The sequence below is a fragment of the Bradyrhizobium sp. C9 genome (assembly GCF_002532045.1).
In the GTDB taxonomy this organism is placed as follows: domain Bacteria; phylum Pseudomonadota; class Alphaproteobacteria; order Rhizobiales; family Xanthobacteraceae; genus Bradyrhizobium.
This window is the reverse complement of record NZ_NWTG01000021.1, coordinates 1-24,415: the sequence shown is the minus strand read 5'-3', so window position 1 is coordinate 24,415 and position 24,415 is coordinate 1. Positions and strand designations below refer to the sequence as shown.

Annotated in this window: 27 protein-coding genes; 9 read left to right on the top strand and 18 right to left on the bottom strand. The window is 64.0% G+C overall.

Annotated elements, in window-relative coordinates; genetic code table 11:
• Positions 1–24 precede the first annotated feature (24 nt).
• Both flgK and CO675_RS30385 read left to right on the top strand, forming a co-directional pair.
• Positions 25–1,797 carry a flagellar hook-associated protein FlgK gene (flgK, locus tag CO675_RS30390; RefSeq protein ID WP_097675459.1) on the top strand — a complete coding sequence of 591 codons (1,773 nt, stop codon included), beginning with the start codon at positions 25–27 and terminating at the stop codon, positions 1,795–1,797.
• Between the two features lie 16 nt (positions 1,798–1,813).
• Positions 1,814–2,722: a flagellin gene (locus CO675_RS30385; protein WP_097675458.1), complete on the top strand. Its 909-nt coding sequence runs from the start codon at positions 1,814–1,816 to the stop codon at positions 2,720–2,722.
• 16 nt (positions 2,723–2,738) lie between these two features.
• Here CO675_RS30385 and CO675_RS30380 read toward each other — a convergent pair whose 3' ends face one another.
• From CO675_RS30380 to CO675_RS30365, 4 genes are all read right to left on the bottom strand, one after another.
• Positions 2,739–3,674: a substrate-binding periplasmic protein gene (locus CO675_RS30380; RefSeq protein WP_097675457.1), complete on the bottom strand. Its 936-nt coding sequence runs from the start codon at positions 3,672–3,674 to the stop codon at positions 2,739–2,741.
• On the bottom strand, positions 3,671–4,021 hold the full coding sequence (locus tag CO675_RS30375) for a c-type cytochrome (RefSeq protein WP_502693423.1): 351 nt from the start codon (positions 4,019–4,021) through the stop codon (positions 3,671–3,673). The genes CO675_RS30380 and CO675_RS30375 overlap by 4 nt, the downstream gene beginning before the upstream one ends.
• A 13-nt stretch (positions 4,022–4,034) precedes the next feature.
• A complete protein-coding gene (locus CO675_RS30370) occupies positions 4,035–5,699 on the bottom strand; it encodes a methanol/ethanol family PQQ-dependent dehydrogenase (protein WP_097675552.1) in 1,665 nt (554 codons plus the stop codon).
• 228 nt (positions 5,700–5,927) lie between these two features.
• Positions 5,928–6,173 carry a hypothetical protein gene (locus CO675_RS30365; protein ID WP_245452990.1) on the bottom strand — a complete coding sequence of 82 codons (246 nt, stop codon included), beginning with the start codon at positions 6,171–6,173 and terminating at the stop codon, positions 5,928–5,930.
• A 179-nt stretch (positions 6,174–6,352) separates the two neighbouring features.
• Here CO675_RS30365 and lanM point away from each other — a divergent pair, with 179 nt between their 5' ends.
• Together lanM and pqqA are read left to right on the top strand one after the other, a co-directional pair.
• A complete protein-coding gene (gene lanM / locus CO675_RS30360; RefSeq protein WP_097675455.1) occupies positions 6,353–6,751 on the top strand; it encodes a lanmodulin LanM in 399 nt (132 codons plus the stop codon).
• A 341-nt stretch (positions 6,752–7,092) separates the two neighbouring features.
• Positions 7,093–7,173 carry a pyrroloquinoline quinone precursor peptide PqqA gene (gene pqqA, locus CO675_RS30355; protein WP_009031067.1) on the top strand — a complete coding sequence of 27 codons (81 nt, stop codon included), beginning with the start codon at positions 7,093–7,095 and terminating at the stop codon, positions 7,171–7,173.
• 258 nt (positions 7,174–7,431) lie between these two features.
• Here pqqA and CO675_RS30350 read toward each other — a convergent pair whose 3' ends face one another.
• Together CO675_RS30350 and CO675_RS30345 are read right to left on the bottom strand one after the other, a co-directional pair.
• The gene (locus CO675_RS30350) at positions 7,432–10,560 is read right to left on the bottom strand and encodes an efflux RND transporter permease subunit (RefSeq protein ID WP_097675454.1); all 3,129 of its coding nucleotides are present in this window, start codon (positions 10,558–10,560) and stop codon (positions 7,432–7,434) included.
• Positions 10,553–11,620, bottom strand: a complete 1,068-nt coding sequence (locus CO675_RS30345; protein ID WP_245452989.1) for an efflux RND transporter periplasmic adaptor subunit — start codon at positions 11,618–11,620, stop codon at positions 10,553–10,555. Before CO675_RS30345 ends, CO675_RS30350 begins: the two co-directional genes overlap by 8 nt.
• A 211-nt stretch (positions 11,621–11,831) precedes the next feature.
• On the opposite strand from CO675_RS30345, the gene CO675_RS30340 reads away from it, so the two are divergent.
• Positions 11,832–12,068 (top strand): hypothetical protein, encoded by a 237-nt coding sequence (locus CO675_RS30340; RefSeq protein ID WP_097675453.1) that lies wholly within the window; start codon positions 11,832–11,834, stop codon positions 12,066–12,068.
• Positions 12,069–12,072: 4 nt separating this feature from the next.
• Here the strand turns inward: CO675_RS30340 and CO675_RS30335 are convergent, their stop codons facing one another.
• From CO675_RS30335 to CO675_RS30320, 4 genes are read right to left on the bottom strand one after another with little or no spacing between them, the layout of a single operon-like run.
• Positions 12,073–12,426, bottom strand: coding sequence for a hypothetical protein (locus CO675_RS30335; RefSeq protein WP_097675452.1), 354 nt, complete (start codon positions 12,424–12,426; stop codon positions 12,073–12,075).
• A 41-nt stretch (positions 12,427–12,467) separates the two neighbouring features.
• Positions 12,468–13,178 (bottom strand): ABC transporter ATP-binding protein, encoded by a 711-nt coding sequence (locus tag CO675_RS30330; RefSeq protein WP_097675451.1) that lies wholly within the window; start codon positions 13,176–13,178, stop codon positions 12,468–12,470.
• Complete coding sequence (locus tag CO675_RS30325; RefSeq protein WP_097675450.1) at positions 13,168–13,905, bottom strand: ABC transporter permease; 738 nt, start codon at positions 13,903–13,905, stop codon at positions 13,168–13,170. Before CO675_RS30325 ends, CO675_RS30330 begins: the two co-directional genes overlap by 11 nt.
• A 2-nt stretch (positions 13,906–13,907) precedes the next feature.
• A complete protein-coding gene (locus CO675_RS30320; protein ID WP_198964803.1) occupies positions 13,908–14,840 on the bottom strand; it encodes an ABC transporter substrate-binding protein in 933 nt (310 codons plus the stop codon).
• 149 nt (positions 14,841–14,989) lie between these two features.
• On the opposite strand from CO675_RS30320, the gene CO675_RS30315 reads away from it, so the two are divergent.
• Positions 14,990–15,331 (top strand): hypothetical protein, encoded by a 342-nt coding sequence (locus CO675_RS30315; protein WP_456665945.1) that lies wholly within the window; start codon positions 14,990–14,992, stop codon positions 15,329–15,331.
• 25 nt (positions 15,332–15,356) lie between these two features.
• On the opposite strand, the gene CO675_RS30310 is transcribed toward CO675_RS30315, so the two are convergent.
• Both CO675_RS30310 and CO675_RS30305 read right to left on the bottom strand, forming a co-directional pair.
• The gene (locus CO675_RS30310; protein WP_097675447.1) at positions 15,357–16,181 is read right to left on the bottom strand and encodes a quinoprotein dehydrogenase-associated SoxYZ-like carrier; all 825 of its coding nucleotides are present in this window, start codon (positions 16,179–16,181) and stop codon (positions 15,357–15,359) included.
• A 44-nt stretch (positions 16,182–16,225) separates the two neighbouring features.
• Positions 16,226–17,152 carry a quinoprotein relay system zinc metallohydrolase 2 gene (locus CO675_RS30305; protein WP_097675446.1) on the bottom strand — a complete coding sequence of 309 codons (927 nt, stop codon included), beginning with the start codon at positions 17,150–17,152 and terminating at the stop codon, positions 16,226–16,228.
• A 166-nt stretch (positions 17,153–17,318) separates the two neighbouring features.
• Between CO675_RS30305 and CO675_RS30300 the strand changes: the two genes are divergently transcribed.
• Both CO675_RS30300 and CO675_RS30295 read left to right on the top strand, forming a co-directional pair.
• Positions 17,319–18,200 (top strand): substrate-binding domain-containing protein, encoded by an 882-nt coding sequence (locus CO675_RS30300; protein ID WP_097675445.1) that lies wholly within the window; start codon positions 17,319–17,321, stop codon positions 18,198–18,200.
• On the top strand, positions 18,197–18,751 hold the full coding sequence (locus tag CO675_RS30295) for a PQQ-dependent catabolism-associated CXXCW motif protein (protein ID WP_097675444.1): 555 nt from the start codon (positions 18,197–18,199) through the stop codon (positions 18,749–18,751). Before CO675_RS30300 ends, CO675_RS30295 begins: the two co-directional genes overlap by 4 nt.
• Positions 18,752–18,787: 36 nt before the next feature.
• Here CO675_RS30295 and CO675_RS30290 read toward each other — a convergent pair whose 3' ends face one another.
• The 6 genes from CO675_RS30290 to CO675_RS30265 form a co-directional block, all read right to left on the bottom strand.
• Complete coding sequence (locus tag CO675_RS30290) at positions 18,788–19,084, bottom strand: copper-binding protein (protein ID WP_097675443.1); 297 nt, start codon at positions 19,082–19,084, stop codon at positions 18,788–18,790.
• 100 nt (positions 19,085–19,184) lie between these two features.
• Positions 19,185–19,802, bottom strand: a complete 618-nt coding sequence (locus CO675_RS30285) for a hypothetical protein (RefSeq protein WP_245452988.1) — start codon at positions 19,800–19,802, stop codon at positions 19,185–19,187.
• Positions 19,799–20,647, bottom strand: coding sequence for a lanthanide ABC transporter permease protein PedC (locus tag CO675_RS30280; RefSeq protein ID WP_097675441.1), 849 nt, complete (start codon positions 20,645–20,647; stop codon positions 19,799–19,801). Before CO675_RS30280 ends, CO675_RS30285 begins: the two co-directional genes overlap by 4 nt.
• A complete protein-coding gene (locus tag CO675_RS30275) occupies positions 20,644–21,459 on the bottom strand; it encodes a lanthanide ABC transporter ATP-binding protein PedB/LutE (protein ID WP_245452987.1) in 816 nt (271 codons plus the stop codon). The genes CO675_RS30280 and CO675_RS30275 overlap by 4 nt, the downstream gene beginning before the upstream one ends.
• Complete coding sequence (locus tag CO675_RS30270) at positions 21,456–22,433, bottom strand: YVTN family beta-propeller repeat protein (protein ID WP_097675440.1); 978 nt, start codon at positions 22,431–22,433, stop codon at positions 21,456–21,458. The genes CO675_RS30275 and CO675_RS30270 overlap by 4 nt, the downstream gene beginning before the upstream one ends.
• A 5-nt stretch (positions 22,434–22,438) precedes the next feature.
• The gene (locus tag CO675_RS30265; RefSeq protein WP_097675439.1) at positions 22,439–23,620 is read right to left on the bottom strand and encodes a lanthanide ABC transporter ABC transporter substrate-binding protein PedA1; all 1,182 of its coding nucleotides are present in this window, start codon (positions 23,618–23,620) and stop codon (positions 22,439–22,441) included.
• Between the two features lie 194 nt (positions 23,621–23,814).
• Between CO675_RS30265 and CO675_RS30260 the strand changes: the two genes are divergently transcribed.
• Positions 23,815–24,291, top strand: coding sequence for a DUF3280 domain-containing protein (locus CO675_RS30260; protein WP_097675549.1), 477 nt, complete (start codon positions 23,815–23,817; stop codon positions 24,289–24,291).
• Positions 24,292–24,415: the final 124 nt, after the last annotated feature.

Below are 24,415 nucleotides of genomic sequence, written 5' to 3'. Positions count from 1 at the left end.
GGCCGTCGCCGGAGGGAGCTGGCCGTGTCGTCGCTCGATATCGCACGAAGCATCGCATTCAGCGGCCTGTCTGCCACGCAGGTGCAGATCAGCGTAGCCTCGGCCAATATCTCCAATGCCGACACCAAGGGCTATACCGAGAAGACCGCCAACCAGAGCAGCAGCGTCACCAGCGGTGTCGGCACCGGCGTCACGATCTCGGGGATTACCAGCGCGGTCGACAAGCTGCTCCTGAAGTCGCTGGTCGGAGCCGATTCCGATCTCGGCGCCGCCGACACCAACAACAACTATCTGACCGAGCTCCAGCAGCTCTACGGCAGCACCTCGAGCGGCGACAGCTCCACGACGGGTACATCGCTTGCCAATACGATCGCGGCATTCGAGTCGGCGCTGTCCTCGCTCGCCAGCACGCCAAGCAGCGCTTCGCTGCAATCGAACGCCGTCAGTGCGCTCGCTGCGGTCACCAATCAGCTGCAGCAGACCTCGAGCGGCATCCAGAAGCTGCGCTCCAACGCCGACCAGGATATCGCTTCGGCGGTCACCGACGTCAACTCCGACCTGCAGCAGATCTCCGACCTCAACAAGCAGATCAAGCAGGAAGCCGCTGCCGGCCAGTCGACCGCCGATCTCGAGGATCAGCGCAACAGCGCGCTACAGGACCTCGCGTCGCAGATGAATGTGAGCTATTTCACCACGTCGAGCGGCGATCTGCAGGTCTATACCGGTTCCGGGCAGGCGCTGGTCGACAGTACGGCGCACCCGCTGAGCTATACGGCGGCGCAGAGCGTCACGGCGTCGACGACGTATACCGCGGGATCGGCGACGAGCGGCTTCAGCGGCATCACCGTCAACGGGGTCGACATCACCTCGCAGATCTCCTCCGGCAAGGTCAGCGCCCTGATTACCCTGCGCGACCAGACCTTGCCGGCCGCGCAGTCGCAGCTTGACGAGCTTGCCCAGCAGCTGGCCTCGAGCGTGAATGCGGTATCGAACCAGGGCTCATCGGTGCCGCCGCCGACAAGCCTGACCGGTACGGCGACTGTCAGCAATTCGACATCGTTCGCGGGCACCGGCACGGTACGTATCGCAGTTGCCGACAAGAGCGGCAATCTCGTATCATATCAGGATATCGACCTATCGGCGTATTCCACGGTGGGGGCTCTTGCCGCCAAGATCAACACCATCCCGGGCGTATCGGCATCGGTCGATGCCAACGGACATTTGTCGATCTCGGCGACCGGATCGGGCAATGGCATCGCCATCAACCAGATGACGAGTTCGGTCGGCGGCGAGGGATTTTCCCAGTATTTCGGGCTCAACGACCTCATCACGGGGACCAGCGCTTCCAACATCGGGGTGCGCAGCGACATTCTCAGCGGTACCGCGGCGCTGCCGACAGCGACGCTCGATGCGTCATCTACGCTCACGGTCGGAAACTCGGTGCTGTCGTCGGGCTCGGCCACGGTGGTGAATGCGCTCTCGAGCGCGCTGACGGGGTCGACCAACTTTGCCATGGCGGGAGGGCTCGGCGCCACCACCGGCTCGTTCACCGACTATGCGGCAGCGATCGTTGCCAATGTGGCCGGCAAGGCGAGCCAGGCATCGGCGACCTACACGTCCAGGCAAACCGCGCAGTCGACCTATGCGAGTTCGCTGTCGTCGCAGTCGGGCGTCAACATCGACCAGGAAAGCGCGAATCTGAGTGCGTTGCAGAACAAATACGCTGCCGCATCCCAGATCATTACGACCATCAATTCCATGTTCTCGGCGCTGATGACCGCGATGGGCACAGCCTGAGTGTGAGGGCGTTGTCATGATGATGCGTGTTGCCACCTTCGCGCAATCGGAGCAGATGATATCAGGCGCGCTGCGCGTGCAGTCGGTGATGGCCAATGAGCAGGTGCAGGAGTCCTCCGGGTTGCAATCCGAGGATTTCGGCGGCTACGGTTCCGGCGCCGGGCGCGTGATCAATCTGCAGGTCTCGGTAACGCGGGCCCAATCCTACATCGATGCCAGCAATCTTGCCGACAACAAGGTGCAGGCGATGTATTCGGCGGTCGGCTCGGTGACCGATATCATCACGCAGCTTCGGACCCAGCTCAGCGCCGCCACGACCGGCAGCAGCACGGCGACGGCGTCGGTGATCAACTATGCCCAGCAGGCGATCTCGCAGATGCAGGGGCTGCTCAACACCCAGTATGACGGCGAGTATGTCTTCAGCGGCGCCCGCACCGACACCGCGCCCGTTGATCTGTCGAGCTATGACGCCGGCACGGGCTCGTTGACGACATCGGACACCAGCTACTACAAGGGCGACAGCGAGATCGCGTCGGTGCGCGTTTCGGACAGCCAGTCGGTTTCCTACGGTGTCACCGCCGACAATCCGGCCTTCGAGCAGGTCATGCGGCTGTTGAAATACGTCGGCAACAGCACGACGCTGTCGTCGAGCGATATCTCGCAGGCGCTCAACCTCGCCAGCACTGCGCTGGATGCAACGTCGACGGTGCAGGCAAAGCTCTCGACCGCTGCATCGCAGATCGAGACCGCCAGCACGGACCAGAGCGACTACCAGAATTTCGCCAAGACCCTGTCGACCAACCTCACCAGCGTCGACGTCGCGGCGGTGACGGCGCAGCTCTCGACCTATCAGGCGCAGCTGACGGCGTCCTATTCGGCGATCTCCAAGATCCAGAGCATGAACCTGGCGAGCTACCTGCGATAGCGGGCTGTCGCCGGCGTCATCGGTTCAGGATCTTCAGCCAGACATCGCCGAGGATGATCGGCTCGCGCGGAGCGAGCCAGGTGAGGCCTGCGGCCTTGCCAAGCTCGGCGATGGCGCCTTTGGCTTGCAGGTCGGACAGCACCTTGTTGACGGCCTCCAGCAGAGCCTTGTCGGTCTCGAGGGCGACGTAACCGCGATTGGCGCCGATCGGATAGTAATAGCCGGAGGCGGTGATCCTGGTGTCGGGATGATCGGCGCGGTAGGCGTCGAACCGGCGCAGGTCGAGCAGGGTGGCGTCGAATTCACCGCGCTCCAGCTCTCCCAACAGGTCGCTGCGTCCGGGAACGAGGTGGGTGATGTCGTCGATCAGCTTTCCCTTGTCGAAGGTCATCAGGATGGCATCGCCCAGCGTGCCGCTTTCGATCGTCAGGCGAAGGCCGGTGAGGTCGCCGATATCGATGATCTTGCGGTCCTTGAGCCGCTCCTTGGCCTTGGGGCCGAGCACGACGGTCATCGGCGAATAGATGTAGGGCTGGGTTGGCGCCAGCACCCCGATCGGGATCCGCCGGCGGCGATCGTCGCGGGTGGCGCCGTCGAAGTCCGGCAGCTTGGCCGTCGCAACGCCCGGCGCCTTCAGCGAGTCGAAGGTGAGGGCGTAGCCGCCGACCAGCGAGCATCGGCCGTCCGACAGCAGCGCATTGGCCTCCAGCGCGGGGCTCGAATCCTCGTCGAGCTTGCTCTCGAACCACTGGATCTTGAGCGGTCGGCCGAGCCGCTCGGCGATCACTTGCGCGAGCGCGACATCGAAGCCGGCATCCGGCTTGCCGCGATGATGCGCCGACAACGGCGGCAGATCCTCGTCGAGGCATACTTTGAGCGGCGCGTCGGCGGCATGCGCCGCCGTGACGGCGAGAAGCAGGGCTGCCGCGGCGCCCGCCAGCAGGGCTCTCATTGGCTCCTCCGGCTCGACAGGAAGGCCCAGACGTCGGCGATCTCCTGCTCGCTCAGGATGTCGGCCCACGGCGGCATCTTGCCGTTCTTGCCTTGCTTCACGGTGGTCACAAAGCGGGTCTTGTCGTCGGGAAACGCGCGCAGGTCCGGCGTGATGGTGCCGGAGTTGACCATGTTGGGCCCATGGCAATGCGAGCAGTTCTTGGCGTAGGTGGCCTTGCCCTGGTCGGCCTGACCCTGAAGGTCGATTGCACTGGCTTGCTGTGCGGCTGCCGGGATCAACGTGATCAAGGTTGCCGCGACGGCGGCGAAGATCGCCGCCGTCAACAGGGTTACTCGTTCAGTCACGTGTGCTCCGCGCTCAGTTCTTGACCGCGAACACCCACAGCGAGCCGCCGGGTGGGACCTTGGCGAGCCGCTCGTCGCCCGAGAACAGCGAATAGACGCCGCCATAGCCCGACGTGACGGCGACATATTGCACGCCGTCCTGCTGCCAGGTCACGGGTTGTCCTTCGATGCCCGAGCCGGTCTGGAACTGCCAGAGCTTCTTGCCGGTATCGGCGTCGAACGCCTCGAATTCGCCGGTCAGCTGACCGGAGAACACCACGCCGCCGGCGGTGGAGAGCACGCCGGAGAAGCGGGGAATGTCGCTCGGCGCTTCCCACTTCGCCTTGCCGGTCATCGGATCGATCGCCTTGAGATGGCCGCGCGGTCCGGTGCCCCATTCCCAGGGATCGGTGAGGTCCATGCCGACATACCATTCGCCCTGCTTGAACGTCACCGGTTCGGACTTGTACTTGCCGCCGAAGGCGAGCGTGTTGGCGTAGGCGAGGCCGGTCTGCGGATTGAACGACATCGGCTCCCAGTTCTTGCCGCCGAGGATCGACGGGTAGACCGTGACCTTCTTGCCGTCACGCGCATCCTTGGCGACGTCGGTCTCGATCGGCCGTCCGGTCTTCAGGTCTACTCCGGTGGCCCAGTTGACGTTCACATAGGGATTGGCCGCGAGCAGCTTCCCGTTGGTGCGGTCGAGCACGTAGAAGAAGCCGTTGCGGTTGGCATCCATCAGCACCTTGGTCGGCTTGCCCTCGACATTCATGTCGGCGAGCACCATCTCGGCCACCGAGTCGTAGTCGAACGGATTGTTCGGCGAGAACTGGTAGTGCCACTTGATCTTGCCGGTCTTCGGATCGAGCGCCAGCACCGAGCAGGTGTAGAGGTTGTCGCCGGGCCGCACCGCCGAGTTGAACGGTCCGGGATTGCCGATGCCCCAATACACGGTGTTCAGTTCGGCATCGTAGGAGCCGGTGATCCAGGTCGATCCGCCGCCCAGCTTCCAGGTGTCGCCCTTCCAGGTATCGCCGCCGGGCTCGTCCGGAGTCGGGATTGTGTAGGTACGCCAGAGCTTCTTGCCGGTCGCCGGATCCCAGCCGTCGATGAAGCCGCGGGTGCCGAATTCGGCGCCGGAGATGCCGGTGATCACGACGCCGTCGGCGACCAGCGGCGCCACCGTCATCGAGTAGCCTTCCTTGATGTCCGCAGCCTTCTCGCGCCACAGCTCCTTGCCGGTCTTGGCATCGAGCGCGATCACATTGGCGTCGAGGGTGGTGCGGAACAATTTGCCGTCATACAGGGCCGCGCCGCGATTGATGATACCGCAGCAGACGATGCGCGGCGTCTCGGCAGGATACTCGACCTTGGTCTTCCAGATCTGCTTGCCGGTCTTGGCGTCGATCGCGATCGTGGCGTTGTGCGTAGTGACGTAGAGGACGCCCTGGTAGACGAGCGGCTGCGATTCCTCGCTGCGGTCGTCGTTCAAGCTGTAATTCCAGACCGGGACCAGATTCTTGACCGTGTCCTTGTTGATCTGGTTCAGCGTCGAGAAGCGCTGAAGATTGTAGCCCATTCCATAATTGAGAACGTTCGACGTGTCAGTCGCACCCTTGACCAATTGCTCGTTGGTCTGAGCGCTTGCACCATAAGATGCAAGAATCACGAGGCTTGCGGCCAGCGCAATGCGTCTCATCATATCCTCCCAATGAACCTTTTCGCGCACGCCTATTCCTGACGTTGCGATGGAACCATCCCCCTGAAACCAAAACGGGTCAATACGAAAACGTGAACGAACCCCAGCCAGCCTCAAGACGCCGGCCGAAAGCGTCCGGTTTTCGCTGATGCGCCCGTAGCTTACCGTCACGTGGAATACACAACGCCATGTGTGACCCGCCGCTATGCCGCAGCGCGAATGGTTCGATCAGCTCGACGGCGCATGCGGGCAGGCACTCGGACGCGGCTTGGTGCCCCGCTTGTCCGGCGGCACATTGCAATTGTCGATGCGCTGCTCGTCGGTCCATTTGCGTCCAAGCCGCTCCTTGCCGGTGAGCGTGCGCTGCCGGACACCCTCTGTCGATGGGGCAGGGGCCTTGTTCTGCGCGGACGCGGGCGCGGCCAGAGCGAGCGCAACGAGGTAGCCCATCGTGGTCCTGCAAATGTCGCTCATGGGTCACCTCGCTTGTTCCGGTGCAATGCCATCCGAACGCCACAGATGATCCGTGAGGAAGTTTCTTTCCACCCGAAACCCGACAGGTCTCGCGGGTTGCACTGGCTGTGGGAAGCTTCGTCGAAGCTGCTATGGTGAGCCGTTATCTTTGCCGGAGCGGCACTCAAAGGAGATGAACGATGATTTCGCGCCGATCGCTTGCTTTGACTTTGACCATGGCCGTGCTGTCTGGTCCTGCTCTGGCCGCATCGGGCGGTCGCAGTGCGCTCAAGATGCTCGATCCCGACAATGACGGCACGGTCGACCTTGCCGAAGCCAAGAAGGCTGCCGCCGACCTGTTCGCGAAGCTCGATCCCGATCACGACGGCACGCTCGATGTGCGTGAATTGCGCGGACGGCTGACTGCGAAAGAGCTCAAGATGGCGGATCCGGATCACGACGGCACCCTGACGCTCGACGAGTATCTCGCGGTCGTCGAGCAGCGGTTCAAGGCCGCCGATCCCGACAATGACGGAACGCTGGATGCGAAGGAGTTGCAGTCGCGCGCCGGCCGGGCGCTGCTGCGCCTGCTCAAATAGGCCCGTGCTTGCGCATCTCGCTGGGCGGATTCCGGTCAGTGACGCTGGATTCGGCGCACAACAAAAAAAGTTGCGATTTCGCTCTTGGGCAAGACGCCGCAGGCGCGATCGGGTCTGCTTATCGGTGCGTCGCCGTCCGGCAGCCGGAAAATGCCTGACAGAACAGTGTCGGGGTTTCCCAGCCGTATCGAAGCCGGACGGACGTCAGCGAGCCGTCGTCCGTTTCGGCATGTCCAGCAGCGAAGTCGGGTCCTTACCCGGCCGGCTTGCGCCCTGGAACAGCCAGCCCTAGCTTGCCGCGCGGCGCGACGCTTGCGCCAACTTATACTTGGGAGAAGGAAATGGCCTGGAAAACACCGAAGATCGTTGAAGTGCCGGTCGGCATGGAAATCAACATGTACGCCTGCGCAGCGCGCAAGTAATCCACCTGACGACCTGCTGCGGCTTCCATGGCAAACGCCGTCGGAGCCGTGGCAGTGTCGGCCGGTCTTTCGATCTCTGGGCGCCTATCGACTTTATGGCTTCGGCCTCGTCGCGCAAAGCCGCAGCTCAATCGGCTTCGACATTCCGCCCAAAATCCCAACCGTCCATTGCCGGATTGTGCTGCGCCAATGATTGATCGGGGCTGCTGCCGCTTGTGAAGCGAACCCGGTTCCGATCGTCGCGCGCTCTGCGAGTTCCTAGGGGCGGTTCTTGAAACGCGCATATCGAAGCGCGAGGGTCGGCAGCACCAGCAGGCTAAGCGCCATCGAAGTCATCAGGCCCCCAAGAATGACGATCGCCATCGGGCCCTCGATTTCACGTCCAGGTTCTCCCGCACCGATCGCGAGCGGCAGCAATCCCAGCCCGGTCACGAGAGACGTCATCAGGATCGGGACGAGACGGTCGGCCGCGCCCTCGATCACGGTGTCCAGTCCCCACACGCGACCGTCGACGAGGACGAGGTGCTCGTAGTGCGAGATCATGAGGATGGAGTTGCGCAGCGTGATGCCGAACAGCGTCACGAAGCCGACCATCGATCCGAGCGAAAGCAGGCCACCGGTCAATGCCAAGGCGAACACGCCACCGACAAAGGCAAACGGCAGGTTGATCATGACCAGCAGCAGATTCCGCCAATGGCCGGTAACCATCGCAAGCAGGACGACGATTCCTGTCCCGGCCAGCAAGGTGTTGACGATGAGATCGTGCCGCGAGCGGGCCTGGGCCTCGGCCGCTCCGGCAAACTCGACACGAGCGCCGGGCGGCAGCGTCACCTCGCGGGCCAGCTTGCGTTTGGCGGCGGCCACGAAGGAATCGAGATCGCGCCCGCTGACGTTCGCCGTTACGGTCTGCACGCGCTGCGCATTCAGGTGCTGGATCTGATAACGGCCCGAGGTCTCGTAGACGTCGGCGATTTGCTTCAACAGGATGTAAGCGCCGCTCGGCGTGCGCACCGGCAGGTCACCGATCTGGGTCAGTCGGGCGCGGGCATGCGCGTCGAGGATCACGATGACATTGAAGACGGCATTGCCTTCATACCCCTGGCCGACGACATCGCCCTGATAGGCGGTACGAATCAGTTCGAGCACTTCGACCGCATCGAGCCCCCAGCGCTGCAGGTCCGTCGGGCGAAGCGTCACATTGACCTGCGGCATTCCGGGCGGGGATCGTTGCTGCACGTCGACGGCGCCCGCGACTTCATCCAGTTCTCGCGCGACGTCGCGCGCAGCGCGTTCGAGTGAATCGAGATCGGGCCCGTAGATATTGATGACCACTGCCGCGCTGAAGCCGGAGACGGTCTCCTCGACGCGTTCCGTCAGGTAGGTCTTGCTCGAGAAGGAAACCCCCGGGAAGTCGGCAAGTGCGGCCCTGATGCGGGCCTCTGCTGCGGATTGCGCCCGGCCCGAGAGCCCCGGCTCCAAGTCGACCTCGAACTCGCTGGAATGCGGGCCAACCGTGTCGATGCCGGCCTCGGCCCGGCCTGCATGCTGCGCCACTCTCCGCACACCCGGGATCTGTCGGAGCGTATCGGTCATCAGTTTGCCGATACGAAGCGACTCGTCGAGCGAGGTGCCGGGGATCGCGGAGACGTGCAGAATCAGATGACCTTCCCGCAGGTCCGGCAGGAAGGTCCCGCCGAAGAAAGGCAGCATCGCCGCGCCGGCGATCGTCAAAGCCGCGGCCGCCGTCATCACCAGCTTCGGGTAACGGCCGATACGACGCAGCAAGGCCTGGTAGTGGTGACGCGACCACCGCACCGCAGGAGGTTCATGCTGGCGCTGTCCGCCCGTCCTTCCGACGAGGAGCAGCATGGAGAGCGCCGGCGTCACGGTAAGGGCGACCGCGAGCGAGGCGAGCACGGCGAAGATGTAGGCGATGCCCAGGGGGCCGAAGAGACGACCGGCAATGCCGGAGAGCGCCAGGATCGGAAAGAAGACCAGCAGCACCGCAAACGTCGCATAGGCAACGGCGGTACGCACCTCGAGGAACGCATCGAGCACGACGCGAGCCTCGGATCTCGGCACCGTTGCCCGGCGGTTCTCGCGCAATCGACGTACGACATTCTCGACGCCGATCACGGCGTCATCGACGACTTCGCCGATCGCGATTGCGAGGCCGCCGAGCGTCATCGTGTTGAGCGTTTCACCCATCCATTGCAGTGCGAGCACGGCCGCTATCAACGATAGGGGGATGGCAGTGCAACTGATGATCGAGGTACGCCAGTCGAACAGAAATAGAAACAGAACAACGACCACGAGCACTCCACCGATCAACAAGGCGTTGAGCACGTTCTCGGTCGCCGCGTCGATGAAATTGGCGGGGCGGAATATGTCCGCATGGAGCCGAACTCCGTCGGCTTCAAGGCCAGGTCGCAGTTCCTGCAGGGCGGCTTCCGCCCGCGTGGTGACCTCTCGCGTATTCGCGCCGTATTGCTGGCTCACCATCAGCATGACGCCAGGCACGCCGTCGATGAGGGCGGCCCCGATCGGCGGCTCGGGAGCGGTCACGACGGTCGCGACGTCGCCGAGAACCACGCTTGCGCCGCCCTCGTGCAGAAGAACGGTGCGGGCAAGCTGGTCGGGCGTCAAGGACTGGCCCTGGGTTTGCAGCGTGACGCGCTGATTGGCGGTATCGATGAAGCCGGCGCCTCGTACGCCGGTGGCCTTGCGCGCGGCGGCCAGCACATCATTCAGGCCGACCCGGAAGCGGATCAGGTCATCCGGGCGGACCTGCACTTGCAGAGACCTGACATCCTTCCCGTAAGTGGACACTTGCGCCACACCCGGCACGGCCAGAAGCCGTCTTGCCACGGTCCAGTCCGCAACGGTGCGCAAATCCATCAGCGAGCGCTGGTCGGACGTCAGGCCAATGACCAGCACCGTGCCGGCCAGCGGGGTCAATGGTGTCATCGACGGCGGCTGCACACCTTGTGGCAGTCGGGTGGCCACGACCGCGAGACGCTCCGTCACCAATTGGCGCGCCCGGTAGATGTCGCTACCCGGCTGGAAGACCACCGTCACCACGGAGAGGCCCTGGATCGACGACGAGCGCAGACTTTCGACGCCAGCCAAGCCGTTGATCGACGTTTCGATCGGTTGTGTGACCAGAAGTTCGACATGCTCCGGGCTGAGCCCAGGCGCTTCGGTCTGGATCGCGACCTGCGGCGGTGCAAATTCGGGGAAGACGCCGTATTTGGCTTCGCCGAGCGTGAACAGGCCATAGCCGAGCAGCGCGAACGAAAGCGCGAGCACGATGCCGCGGAAGCGGATGGCGAACGCGACGAGAGCGGCTTGCGGCCCGAGCCTGTTGGAGCCGATGCCGTCAGTCATTGTCGTCGCCGCCCCGAAGCTGGCTCTTGGCCTCCTCGGACAGCAAGACCTGTGCGCCCCGGATCACGATCTCGGATCCCGATGGGATGTCTCGGACGACGTAGTCGTCATCCGAAACCGGCTGATCCGTGCTGATCGGATGCCGTCGGAAGCTGTCGGGGCTCACGCGCAGGTAGATCCACGATCGGCCCTGCCATCGCACGATCGCCGTATCTTCAATGAACACGCCCTCGTAAGTGTTGCCGGACGGCACATAGACGGTGGTGTTCATGCCGGGCAGCAGGCCGCTGTCGCCGGGAGCCGAGAAGAAGTAGCTCAATCCCTGAATACGGGGGTCGGTGCGTGTTGCCGGAGAGACGTACTGGAGATCGATGTTCGCATTTCGCGTCGGCGCTTGCGCCAGAGCCGTTCCCGGAGTCCCGGTGACAGAAACGCCGGGCGGCAGCGTGACCTGAACCAGAAACTGATCGCGCTCGATCAGCCTGACAACGGCGGGCGAACGCTCCACGATTCCGCGGCCGATCACCGGCCCCCATTCCTGCTGCGCCGTCGCCGCGAGGGTCCTGAGCTGCGATTCCGCCGCGGCAAGCGTAGCCTTGTCGGACCGCAACGTTCCCTCGGCGGTTTCGGCTTCCTTTCTCGGGAGCGCGGCGGAGTCGACGAGATTCTTGGTCCGGTCGAATGCGCTCTTTGCGACTTCGAGCTTGGCTTGCGCTGTCTGGAGCTGAGCCTGCGCATTGGCGTAGCTGTTGGCGAGCTCGGTAATGCGGGATATGTCCAGCACCGCACCGTATGCGCGGAATTGCTCAGGATGCGGAGCGGCTTCCACAACCGCGGTTTCGAGTCCGATCTGTCCCTGCTGGCTGGGCGTCAACTTGACCGCTGCCTGGTCGTTGTTTGCGGTGCGGGAAGGCTCCGTGCGGCCCGAATCCGATTTGTCCGGCTGCGGCTCCGCAGCTGCGCGCCGGACCTGGCCCGTGAGAGGCCAAGCGCCCGCGGCGAGCGCCAGCAAGCACACAGCGACCGCGACGCCGCGCCGGGAGGTTTCCGTAAGAGCCATCAGCCTGTTAGCAGTTGTGGGGAACCAGCTTATTGACGAAATGAACTGACGGCAAGGCGCCGGTTTCACAGCTGCCGGCTCGGGTCAGGTCGGCGTCCTCGCCGGGCCGTGACCGCTAAGTTCCGCTTGATCTCGCATCGAATTGAAACTTCCGCCTGCTGCGGGCGTAGCGCTTATGTTATCTTTTGACGACGCCCGCGAGGTTTCATGCATGAACCCGATTGATCTGATCGTCACCGTATGTGCCGTGCTGTCGCCCGCCACCTGCGAGGAGCAGCATCTGGTGTTCAACTGGAATGGTTCGCTGCAGCAATGCGCCATGGCCGCGCCGCCTTACATCGCGCAATGGGTCGGCGAGCATCCGAAATGGACCGCGGTGCGATGGCGTTGCGAATATCCGCACACCAACGATCGCGCCGGCAGCGGTGGCGCGCCGCCGGCCGGCTAGCCCGTCATTTATTGCAGTCCTTCAGATCCTTGTCGGACACCGAAAACACCGCATCGGCCTTGATCTCGATGTCGCGAACGAAGCACTGCCTGGCGCCGCTGTAGCCGACCTTGGCATCGTAGCGGCCGGGCTCGACGCCGGTGATCCGCAGGCGCTCGTCGTGTTCGACTTCCTTGTCCTTGTCGTTGAGCGTCTGGTTCGGACCCCACTCGTTCTTGCTCGCCGGCGACAACTCGAAGCTCGAAATCGTGGCGCTGGTCAGATTCCACAGCCGGATGCCTTTGCCCTTGCTTTGGGCGAGCACTGTGGCCGGCAGCACAAGCAACGCAACACCAACAGCGATCAACGCACGCGACATCCAATCTCTCCCTCACGTTTTCGTCCAAGGATGACGGCGTCTCACATATTTGCAAGGTCCAACTGTGAGAGCTGCCGTTTGATTTCGCCGATCTCCGGCTCGCTTCGCGTCGCGCGCGGCGCGGCGATGGTTTCCACGTGAAGGATTCGGGCCGGTCGCGGCGACAGGAAAAAGAGGCGGTCGCCGAGGCGGACTGCGTCGTCGAGATCGTGGGTGACCAGCAGCGTCATCATCTTCCGGCTGGCGACCAGTGTCGCGACCTGGTCGCGCAACCGTCCCGCAAGTGCATTGTCGAGCGAAGCCAGCGGCTCGTCGAGAATGAGGAAATCCGGTTCGATGGCGAAGGCGCGGGCGAGCGCGACGCGGCGGGCGAGGCCGAGCGATAGCTCACCGGGAAAGTGGTTGCGGTGCACGCTCAATTCGAGCACCTCGAACAGCGCCGACAGCGTGCCGTCGTCGACGTCAGGTGCGGCGATCCGCACATTCTCCTCCACGGTGCGCCAGGGCAACAGCCGCGGCTCCTGGAACACCATGCCGAGCCGCATGCCGGGGGAGCGCGCGACGTGGCCCTGGTAATTGGCGTCGAGCCCGGCGAGAATCCGGAGCAGGGTGCTCTTGCCGCAGCCCGATGGGCCGAACAGCACGCCAACCTCGCCGGCGTTCAACGTGAAGGTGACGTTGTCGAGCACGTCGTGCCGCTTTCCGGCCGCGCTCGCAAAGCTCTTGCCTGTGATATTGACCTCAAGCTGCACGGAGCCGCCACCGCGTTAGCCTGGTTTCAAACGGCTGCACCAGCACGGTTTCGATGACGAGCACGACTCCGGCAAAGCTCAGCGAGTAGGCGAGCAGCAACGGGATGTCGAACAGTTGGAAGGCGACCCCGATCTCGAAGCCGACCCCGTTGGGGCGGCCGAGATACTCGGCGACCAGCACGATCTTCCAGACCAGCGACAGCCCGGAGCGTGCAGCAGCCGCAATGTAGGGTGCAAGCTGCGGCAGGACCACATGCCGGAAGGCGCGGCCGCGTGGCAAGGCAAACGCCGTTGCCATCTCGTCGAGCGCAGGGTCGAGCGCGCGGGCGCCCTCGCGCAGGGTGACCACGGCGGTCGGCAGCTTGTTGATGGCGATGGCCGTGATCGCGGCGACCTCGGTCAGCCCGGCCCAGATATAGGCCAGCACGATGACGACCAACGCCGGCAGGTTGAGCAGCAGGATCAGCCAGGGATCGCCGAGGCGATCGGCAAGCGACACGCGGCCCATCAGGTAGCCGATCGCCGAGCCGAGCGCCATGGCGAGGGTGAAGGCCAGCGCGACGCGCGCAAGCGTTGCGCCGAGATTGACGAACAGCGCACCCGATCGCGCCTCGGCGGCGAGGACCGATAGCACCGCCGGCGGCGCCGGCAGCTTCGCATCGCCGATCAACAGCGAGGCAATCCACCAGGTTGCGATGAACAGCGCGAATGACAGGAGGCGCAGCACCGCTAGTCTCCCGGGATCGCTTGATAGAACGTGCCGGGATCGAGCTCGGTCGCGGTGCCGACGAGATCGCGGCCGCCGAGCTGCGCCAGCACCCGGTAGAGCACGCGTGCATCCGCCTCTTCGTCAGCGATCGGACGGCGCGGGATGCCTTCGCGGTAGCGGTCGCGATAGGCCTGCAGCGTCGCCGTATCCTGCGCGCCGGTGAGCGGCGCGATCGTGTCCCACTCGGCATCCGAGGTCGCCAGAATCTCTTTCGCGGCGCGCGTCACGGCGATGAAGCGGGCCACCAGATCCTTGTTGGCGTTGGCCCAGGCCTCGTCGAACACGTAGCCGATCATCGCGATGCGACCTTTGCTGCCGAGCTTTTGCAGGATCTCTTCCATGCCGGAAAGCCGGCGAAAGCCTTTGGCCTCAAGCGCCGCGCAGAAATTCCAGTAATTGAGCGTCGCGTCCATCTCGCCGCCGAGGGCCTTGGCGGCGAGCAGCGGCGGCGCGCCGTAGACGATGCTCGCCTGCGATTTCAGGTCGACGCCGTCCTGCTTCAATGCGGCCTGCAGCAGCAGCCAGTTCTTGTCGATCGCGCCGCCGGCGACGGCAAGCTTGCGCCCCTTGAGGTCGGCAAGGGTCTTGAGCGGTGAGGCGGCCGGGACCATCACGGCGCCCAGCGCACTCGAATAGGGATAGAACTGCAGCTTGGCGCCGAGCGAACGTTCGCGCGACACCCAGGGCCAGTCCGACACCATCACGTCGGCCGAGCCGGAGCGCAGCGCGATCTTGCCGGCCTCGGGGCTGGCGAGCTCGACGATATCGATCGACAGATTGGCCTTCTTGTCGAGACCGTGGGAGCGAATGACGGCCAGTTCCCAGGCCAGCGTTCCGGTCTTCTGCGCTGCAACGCGGATAGTCTCCGCGGTGCACGAGGTGCCGAACTGCATGACCGCCACGACTGCCGCAGCCAACACCGTGCGTACAGAGATGATCATCGTTTGTTGAGCCACTTCCCCGAATGTTTTCTTTTCTGATCAACATCCATAGCATAGCTTGCCGAAAGAGAAGAGGAAGCAGGACCATGGCAGGAGCTGGCATGCTACGACCGATTGTCGCCGTCTTGGTGCTCGCCGGGACGACCATCAGCGTGCGGGCCCAGGAGATCAACGACTATCCGACCTCGGCGCGGGCCGAATATGTGTTCGGCTGCATGAAGTCCAATGGCGAATCGCGACAGTCGATCGAACAATGTTCCTGCTCGATCGACGTGGTCGCCTCGATCATCCCCTATGACCGCTACGTCACCGCCGAGACCGTGCTGAGCATGGCGCAGGTGCGCGGCAATCTGGGCGGCCAGTTCCGCTCGTCCGAGCAGGCCGCCAACGCGCTCAGCGACCTCAGGCGGGCGCAGGCCGAGGCCGAGGTGAGGTGTTTCTAGGGTCGAGCGCGAGATCGCTGGCGTGTCAGGTCCCGGGATTCTCGACCTTCCATTCGTGGTCGAAGACGTGACCGTCGGTGTCCTTGGCCTCGGCGCGGAAGTGCCTGGCGCCATTCGAGACGTAGGTGAAGCGGATGTTGGGGTCCTCGGAAATCGAGATCCCGCCTTCCATCGTGAGCACCGGACTGTCGTCCTGCCAGATGTGCAGCTCATTGACGAAGAAGGCCGGGATGTAGAGCTGCGTGACCTGGTCCATCTGCAGGCCTGAGTTGTTCGGATGCCCGATCATGATCTGGGCCTCCCGCGTGCTCGTCGCCGGCCCCTGTTCGGACTTCGTGAATTGCCGGTAGCGCATCTGGCCGAGCCGGTTCTTCGCTTCCTCGACGTTCTTGCCGGCCGGCGCCGAGCAGCCGCCGGATGCTTTCACATACACCTTGCTGACATAGAGCTTGCCGTCGCTGAGCTCTGCGACGGCGTGCACGTTGGTGTAGTTGTTGACGCGGACGCGGGTCGAGATCTCGGTGACGTTGGCGTCCGGCCCGAGCGTGAATTTCGCGGCCATCGGCGCCGGGTTCTCGTCGATCACAAGCGTGATGGCGACGACGCGGCGGCTGTCGCCCGGTTGCAGCTTGGTGCGCAGCGTCACCGGAACGATTGCGGCGTCTTCCGCGCGCGCCGGCATCTCGATGCCGATGACATCGTTGCCGTCATTCATCGGACGATTGCTGAAGATGTCCTGGACGAGACCCGGCCAGGGATCGTAGGTCTCGGCAGCGGGCGCAGCCGGTGTCCCCAGCGCGACCGTGAGAAGGCTGGCGATGCAAAGCAGGCGGGCGCGATGTCCGGTCATGTTCGCGAGATCCTAATGCAGCCGCATCATTATAGGACCAACAGCTACTCCCATTCAATTTCCGAGAATGCTGCAGTTGCGTTGCGGGCGTTGTAATCGTCAAACAATTGCCAACGCGGCCGCTCGGCTGCCGCGGCGTGCTCCGCCGCAGCCGTGATCGGCTTGCCGCTTGCGACCAGCGCGCGGACGTCCGCAGCCAGCGTCTGAAGATAACGCCGCTCGTCGCCGAGCGCCGCGGGCCACGCACTCACGGGTCCGTGACCGGGAACCACGCGCTCGGCGGGAATAGCCTGGAGATTGTCGAGCGCACGCAACCAGCCCTTGAGGCTGCCGTCGACCACGGGAATATGGTCGAGGAACACCAGATCGCCGGCGAACAGGGTGCCGGTGCGTTCATCGAACACCGTGAGGTCGTTGTCGCTGTGGGCGGGTGGCCATGCCTTCAAGGTGAGGGTTCGTCCGCCGAGGTCGAGCTTCAGCGTGTCCGCGACCAGCACGGTCGGCGGAATGATCCGGACCTCGTCGATCAACGCATCGCCCATGGTCCGGCGAAAGCCGTCGAGATAGAATTGCCCGCGTGCCGCGAGCGCTTGGGGCAGGGCCTTGTGGCCGACGAAGCTGGTCCCGTCGGCGACGAATGCCGCGTTGCCGAAGCTATGATCCGGATGCGCGTGGGTGTTGATCACATAGCGGATCGGCTTGTCGCTGTGGCTGCGCACCGCGGCGAGCAATTGCCGCCCTTCGCGGACGCTGCCGCCGGTGTCGATGACGGCAATGGCGCTGTCGCCGACCACGAAGCCGACATTGGCGATGGCGCCCTCGTTGTCGCGCGTCATCAATGCAGTGACCCCGCTGTGAACGAATATTCCGGGGGCGACTTCGCTCACAGGCAATTCCGCCTGTTGGGCCCGCGCTATGGTCGGTGCCCAAAGCACCAGGAGCAGCGCAAGCACCGAACCGCCATGAGCCATGTTTCCGCCTCAGTTTTCCGGGACGCGCGATCGATGTCGCCGCGCTCCAGTTTGCGCTGCAACAAGCAACGCGGCACCGTCGCGATCATTATCCCTGTTGCACGTCATGGTGTGCCGGGCAATTGGTGGATGGCGGCAATCTGCCCGATCAAGAGGAGACCGCGTAATGAAGGTTATCGGATGCCGTCCTGTTCTGCTCGCGCTTTTCGGCTTCATCGTCTGTCTCGCCGGCCGCGACGTCGCGCGCGCGCAGGTCAATGAGCAGGGCGAACTCTCCATCGAGCTGGTCGATCCCAAGGTGCTGCGCATTTGCGCCGATCCGCGCAACCTGCCGTTCTCGAATGACAAGGGCGAAGGTTTTGAGAACAAGATCGGCGAGCTGTTCGCCGAGAAGCTGCAAAAGAAGCTCGATTACATGTATTTCCCGCAGGCGACCGGCTTCGTGCGGGTCACGCTCGGCTCGCATCGCTGCGACGTGATCATGGGCTTTCCGCAAGGTGACGACCTCGCGCAGGGGACCAATCCGTATTACCGCACGGCCTATGCGATCGTTGCCAGGCCGGGCAGTGGACTGGATGAGGTCACGACGCTCGAGGATGAGCGGCTGAAGGGCAAGCATATCGGCATCGTCGCCGGAACGCCGCCCGCGACCAACATGGCCATCAACGGCCTGATGAGCAATGCGAAGCCTTATCCGCTGATGATCGACACGCGCTACGATTCCTCGGCCGAGGCGATGATGAACGACCTTGAAAAGGGCGAGATCGACGCCGGCATCCTGTGGGGGCCGATGGCCGGCTTCTATGCCAAGAAAGCGAACCCGCCGCTGCATGTCACGCCGCTGCTCAAGGAGACCACAGGACCCAAGCTGGTCTATCGCATCGGCATGGGCGTGCGGGCGTCCGACCAGAACTGGAAGCGGCAGCTCAATCGCCTGATCCAGGAGAACCAGCCGGCGATCAACAAGATCCTGCTCGACTTCGGCGTTCCGTTGCTCGACGAGAACGACCGTCCGATCGGGCCGGAGACCGCAACTAAATCGCCATGATCAGACTCGCGGCCATGCTTGCGGTGATATTGCTCGCCGCATCGCCTGTCCGCGCACAGGACCACCCTGCAGAGCCCGACGGTTACCGAATCGAGGATTATCGCGCGCCGGTGCCGATCACGCTCGCCGGCGCACGCGTGCTCACGACCGCGGAAGCGGAAGCGATCTGGCGCGACAAGTCAGGCGCCTTCGTCGACGTGCTGCCGCGCGCGCCGAAGCCTAATCTGCCGGCCGGCACGGTGTGGCGCGAGCGGCCGCATCGCGACGTTCCCGGAAGCATCTGGCTGCCCGACACCGGCTACGGCAAGCTCGCGGCGTCGACCGAGGACTATCTGCGACGCGGCCTGGCCCACGCCTCCGGCGACGACAAGGCCAGATTGCTGGTGATCTACTGCCAGGAGAATTGCTGGATGTCGTGGAACGCCGCCAAGCGCGTGCTGTCCTACGGTTACCGCAACGTGGCGTGGTATCCGGAAGGAACCGACGGGTGGGAGCGCGCGAATCTGCCGCTGGCGGACGCGGAGCCCGAGCCACGCGAGGGCGAGCAGTGAGCGCGTCCTCACACGGCTGCGAAACGCTCCAGCGAACTACTTCTGCTTGTCGAGCTTGTTGATGGCCTTGCCGCCGTCGCCGTCCGACGTGGTGAACGTCACCTTGTCACCGGCGTGAAGCTCCTCCAGCGACTGTCCCTTGGGCACCTTGTATTCCTGTATAGCGCCGCCGGCCGCGCCCACCGTGCCGCTTTGCGTCTGCTGGATCGAGATGGTTCCACTCAGTCGGTCAATCTTGGTGACCATTCCCGACATGGATTGCTGGGCCAAAGCCGCTGTGGTGATCAGGCTCGCAGCGGCGAGGCTGGTCATGACGATCTTGGCTGCTCTCATCGTGGTCTCCCAACTTCAGATATAGTTGGAGACAACGAGCGGGCAGCGCAGTTTGTTCCGGCGGCAAGTCAATGATCGCGGGGGCGATCGGCCGCAGGCCTCAATCCAGTTCCTGCTGGATAGTACGGCCCAGCGCGAACAGCCGCTGGTCGATGATGGTCGGCACCTCACAGACGAACTTTACGACGCGTCCGCGGTCCTCGAATATCCGGGTCTCCCAGACCAGCTGATTGCCGAGCTCGTCCACCTTGGCCTGGTCCGGCGGCGTGGCGTCCTGCAGCGCCTGCAGCTTGACCGTGTCGTCGCGGATCTTTTCTGCGGCCTCGCGCTGCTTGCGCATCACGCGCTCCAGCCCGTTCATGACCGAGGCCCGCTGGCCGTTGAGCGTATCGAACAGGCCCGCGAACAGCAGTTTTCCCGCATTGGCCTTGTCGGCCGCGGCGGCCGACAGGAACTCGGTGATCTCCTTCTGTGCATCCTCGAGCGGAACGCGGCGCGCGGCGAGCTTGGTCGCAAGTTGGCTGATCTTCGGATTGTCCCGCCACTTGGTCTCGGCATCGCCGAGCGGCGGCCCGGCCCAGACCGCGGCGAGCGAGATCTCGGGCACCTTGGCCTGTTGGCAGGGCCAGTCCGGGTAACGCGGGTCGGCAGCGAACGCGACCTGATTCGACAGAACCATCGCGAGCAGCGCGCCGAGTACTGGCCGCCAATCTGTCATGCCTCGCCTCCGCCGGGTCCGCGGCGCACCAGGCCGCGCGATGGATCGTAGGCCAGGATCGCGCCGATCATGAACACCACCGTGCAGCCACCGACCACTGCGAGCGAAACCCAGTTCATCTTGCCGTACAGAGCAAACCGGATCAGCTCCACCGCATGCGTGAACGGGTTGCACTGGCAGACATAATACAGCATCGGGCTGCCTTCCTGCACGCGCCAGAGGGGGTAGAGGGCCGACGAGGCAAAGAACATCGGAAAGATCACAAAGTTCATGACGCCGGCGAAATTCTCCAGCTGCTTGATGCTGGCTGAGATCAGCATGCCCAATGCGCCGAGCATCAGGCCCGACAGCACCAGCGCCGGCAGCACCGTGAGGTAGCCGATGGTCGGCGGCGTGATGTCCCAGAACCACGCGATCAGCAGGAAGGCGTAGACCTGCAGCAGCGACACCGCGGTGCCGGCGAGCAGCTTGCAAAACAGCAGGTAGCCGCGCGGCAGCGGGCTGACCAGCAGCGTGCGCATGTTGCCCATCTCGCGGTCATAGACCATCGACAGCGACGATTGCATGCCGTTGAAGAGCTGGATCATCGCCATCAGGCCGGGCGCGATATAGACCTCGTAGAGGATGTAGGTCTCGTAGGGCGGGATGATCGAGATGCCGAGCACCTGACGGAAGCCGGCCGCGAAGATGAACAGCCAGACCAGCGGCCTAACCAGTGCCGAGACGAAGCGCTCGCGCTGATGCAGGAAGCGCAGCGCCTCGCGCCATACGATGCCGTTCAGGCAGACGATGTATTCCGACACCGAGAAGCCGCTTCGCTCAGGCGTGACCGCCGTGCTGCTCATGTTGGCGGTTTTCCGGTGAGGGTTGCCGTTCCGGTCAGGCGCATGAACGCGGTGTTGACGTCCTGGGCGCCGGCGTCCGCGATCACGCGCGACATCGGCCCGTGCGCCAGCATCCGGCCCTGATGCAGCACCACGAGGTCGTCGCCCGGCATGATCTCGTCGAACAGATGCGTTGCCCAGAGCACGCCGATGCCCTGTTCGGTGACGAGCTGGCGGACATGATCGAGAATGTCGGCGCGCGCCTTGACGTCGAGCCCGACGGTGGCCTCGTCGAGCAGCAGCAGCCTGGGACGGTGCAGCAGTGCCCGGGCGATCTCGAGCCGCCGCATCTGGCCGCCCGAGAGATCGCGCACCTTGCTCGCGGCGCGGTCGGCAAGGCCGATGCGGCCGAGCACCTCGGCGCTGCGCAGCCGCGCCTCGCGCCGCGAGATGCCGTGCAGCGCGGCGTGATAGAGCAGGTTCTGTGTCAGCGACAGATCGAGATCGAGCGTGCGCGGCTGGAATACGACGCCCATCAGCCGCAGCGCCTCACCCGGCGTCCGGCTGATGTCGTGACCGAAGATCTTGATCTGGCCGTTCTGGATCCCGAACAGCCGCGTCACCAGCGAGAACAACGTGCTCTTGCCGGCGCCGTTGAGGCCCAGCAATGCGGTGAAGCTCGCAGGCTGAACCGTGAAATTGACATCGATCAGGGCGCGCCGCGGACCGTAGCTGTGGCTGACATTGCCGATCGACAGCGCCGGCTGCACGGCCGCTACAGGGCCTGCATCCGGCGAGGGCTGGCTTGCGATATGGGCGTCGGTTGCGGTCATGGCTGCGCGATCGTGATCCCCCAGGGCAATTCGCCGACCTGAATGGTCTTGATCACCTTCTGGGCCGCGACGTCGATCACCGAGACGTCGTTCGAGACGCCGTTGGTAACCATCAGATATTTTTCGTCCGGCGTGAAATCCATATGCCAGACCCGTTGGCCGACCAGGAGATATTTGAGGACCTTGTGGGTCGCGCCGTCGACGACAGCGACGCGGTTGGCGGGGCCGAGCGCAATGAACGCGGTCTTGCCGTCCTTGGTCATGCCGATGCCGACCGGTTGGATCGCCTCGTTGCGCAGGCCGGGAATTTCGAAGGTGATCTTGCCGGTTACCTCGCGCTTGACCGGATCGATGATCGACACCGTGCCGCCGATCTCGGAAGAGACCCACAATTCGGAGCTGTCACGCTTGAATTGGGCGAAGCGCGGCCGCGAATCGACCAGCACATTGGCGACGATCTGGCGCGTCGTGGTGTCGATGAAATGCGCCATGTTCGTGGTTTCGGAGGTGTTGATCAGGATCTTGCCGTCCGGGCTGATCGTCATGCCCTCGGGCTCGACGCCGACCTGGATGTCGCCGAGCCGGGCACGCTTCTCCAGATCAATCACGGTGACTGTGTTGTCGTTCTCGTTGGCGACATACATGGTCTTGCCGGCCGCATCCTGGGTGAATAATTCCGGGTCGGGGCCGGAGGGCAAGGTGTCGACGATTTCCTGGGTCTTGGTATCGATCACCTGGATCGTGTCGTCGTCGCCGACCGCGACCATCACGAACTTGCCGTCGCGCGAGAACTCGATGCCGCGCGGCCGCTGGCCGACCTTGATGGTTTTGGTCACCGTCCAGCTGTTGGTGTCGATGACCGTGACGGTGTTGCCCTTCTCGTTGGAGACGTAGGCAACGAAGGCGGACGCCGGTGTCGCGGCAAGCCAAACGAGCATCCCGGTCAACAGACAGCGGCGCCACATGCGTTTCATCTCCCTCACTGCAGCTTGCACTTCGTTTCAGGCCGGTCAACACCGAGCGTGTCGAGTTCGGAGACCTGATGCAGGAAACCTTCCTGCGGCGAGACCGAAACGACCATACGACCATCGGCCAGCAGGATCGGCTGGCGGAGCTGCAGATTCCAGTCTCGCAGGGTCAATCGCGTGCCCTTGAAGGCGGCGATCGAGAAATCCTTGCCCTTGAGGAAGGCGATGACCTTCCTGGGATCGCCCGAATTGGTGCGGGAGGTGGCTTCCCCGATCATGCGTGCGGCTGTCCAGGCCTGCATGTCGAGCGCCGTCATGCGGCGCATGTTCAGCTTGACGAAGCGGTTCTGGATCTGGACCGCCCCCCATTGGTCATGCGCGGCATCCCAGCTGGTCGGCACCAGGCCCGCCGAGCCCGCCACGGGGCGCGGGTCCCAGGTTCGGTAGGGCAGATAGTTCGCGAACACTTCGCTCTCGTCGGCGGCGACCAGCACGTCATAGGCCGGCGCCTGCTGCGTGAACACCGGCATCTGACGCTGGATCAGCGTCACGCCGGAGTCGGTGCGGCGCGCGCCGCCGGTGTCCTCGAATGTCCGTTCCTGCACGATCTTGGCGCCGAAGCGCGTGGCGGCGCGGCGCAGCGCGTCGGCGTACAGCTTGTCCTGATCGTGCGAGCCGGTCACCAGCAGCCAGCGCTTCCACTGCTTCCACACCAGGTATTGGCCGAGCGCGTCCGCCAGCATCGAGCGGGTCGGTGCGACATGGATGACATTGGCGCGGCAGTCTTGCTCGCGCAGCCGATCGTCGATCGCGCCTGCATTCAGCAGCACGGTGCCGCGGTCGCGCAGCGCGTCGGCGACCGTGAGCAGGGCTTCGGCGGGCAGGTCGGTGATGATATAATCGTTGCGGCCGGCGAGATCGGTCGCGACCTTGGCGACATCGTCGCCGTCCTTGACCTTCACGTCGTCGAGCACGAAGCGCTGGTTGAGGAATTTTCCGGTCGTGTTGTTGTCTTCGATCGCCAGGCGTGCGCCGGCGATGCCGTCATTGTCGGCCGGTTGCTGGATCAGCGAGAGCGTCGATCTGACCCCGGCATGGCCGAGATAGCCGATATGGATTTCGACGGGATCAGCCGCCAGCGCTCCGGTCGCTACCATGCTGAGCGCGATCGTGCCGATCAGCCATCGGAACATAACTCCTCCCGTAGTCTTTCTTCATTCGGCATTGGCTTGTTCGAGAAGCTACCGCTTTTCTGGCCATGCGTTGACGTGCAAGATGCCGGAATTGGCCCGGCTTGCAACCCCGCTTTTTGTCGTTGCGAGATTACAAATTCGACTGGTTCACAATCATGAGATCAGTGTTCGCCTTCGTCATGTCCTTGCTGCTGATGTCTGCTGCGGCGCGCGCCGAGCCGCCCAAGCTCGCGGTGTTCGACCTCGAGATGATCGACACCAGCTTGCAGGGAGAGGTGAACGGGCCGCAGGCCGATGAGCAGGCGCGCCTGCTGCGGACCGGCGACCAGGTGCGCAAGGAGCTCGCGGACTCGGGCAAGTTCCGCGTGCTCGATATCGCGCCGGTCAATGCTGCGGCGCACGGCAGCAATCTTCAGGCCTGCGGCGGATGCGACGTGAAGCTGGCCGGCGAGCTGGGCGCTGACCTTGCGATGACCGGTGTGGTGCAGAAGGTCTCCAACCTGATCCTCAACATCAATCTCTATCTGCGCGACGTCCATTCCGGGCAATTGGTGGCGGCAGTGAGCGCCGACATGCGCGGCAATACCGACGAATCTTGGTCGCGCGCCACCGATTACCTCGTGCGCAACCGCCTGCTCGCGCCGAACTACGGCGCGCCGCAAGCGCGATGAGCGCTTGGATGATTTCGGAATATTAGAAGAATAACCCTGAGTTGCCTGACGTGTCAACTCGTCTGGTTGAACGTGTCAGTAGCTCGTGATCTGTCGCCTGTTTGTAGCTCGTGAAGTGTCGTGT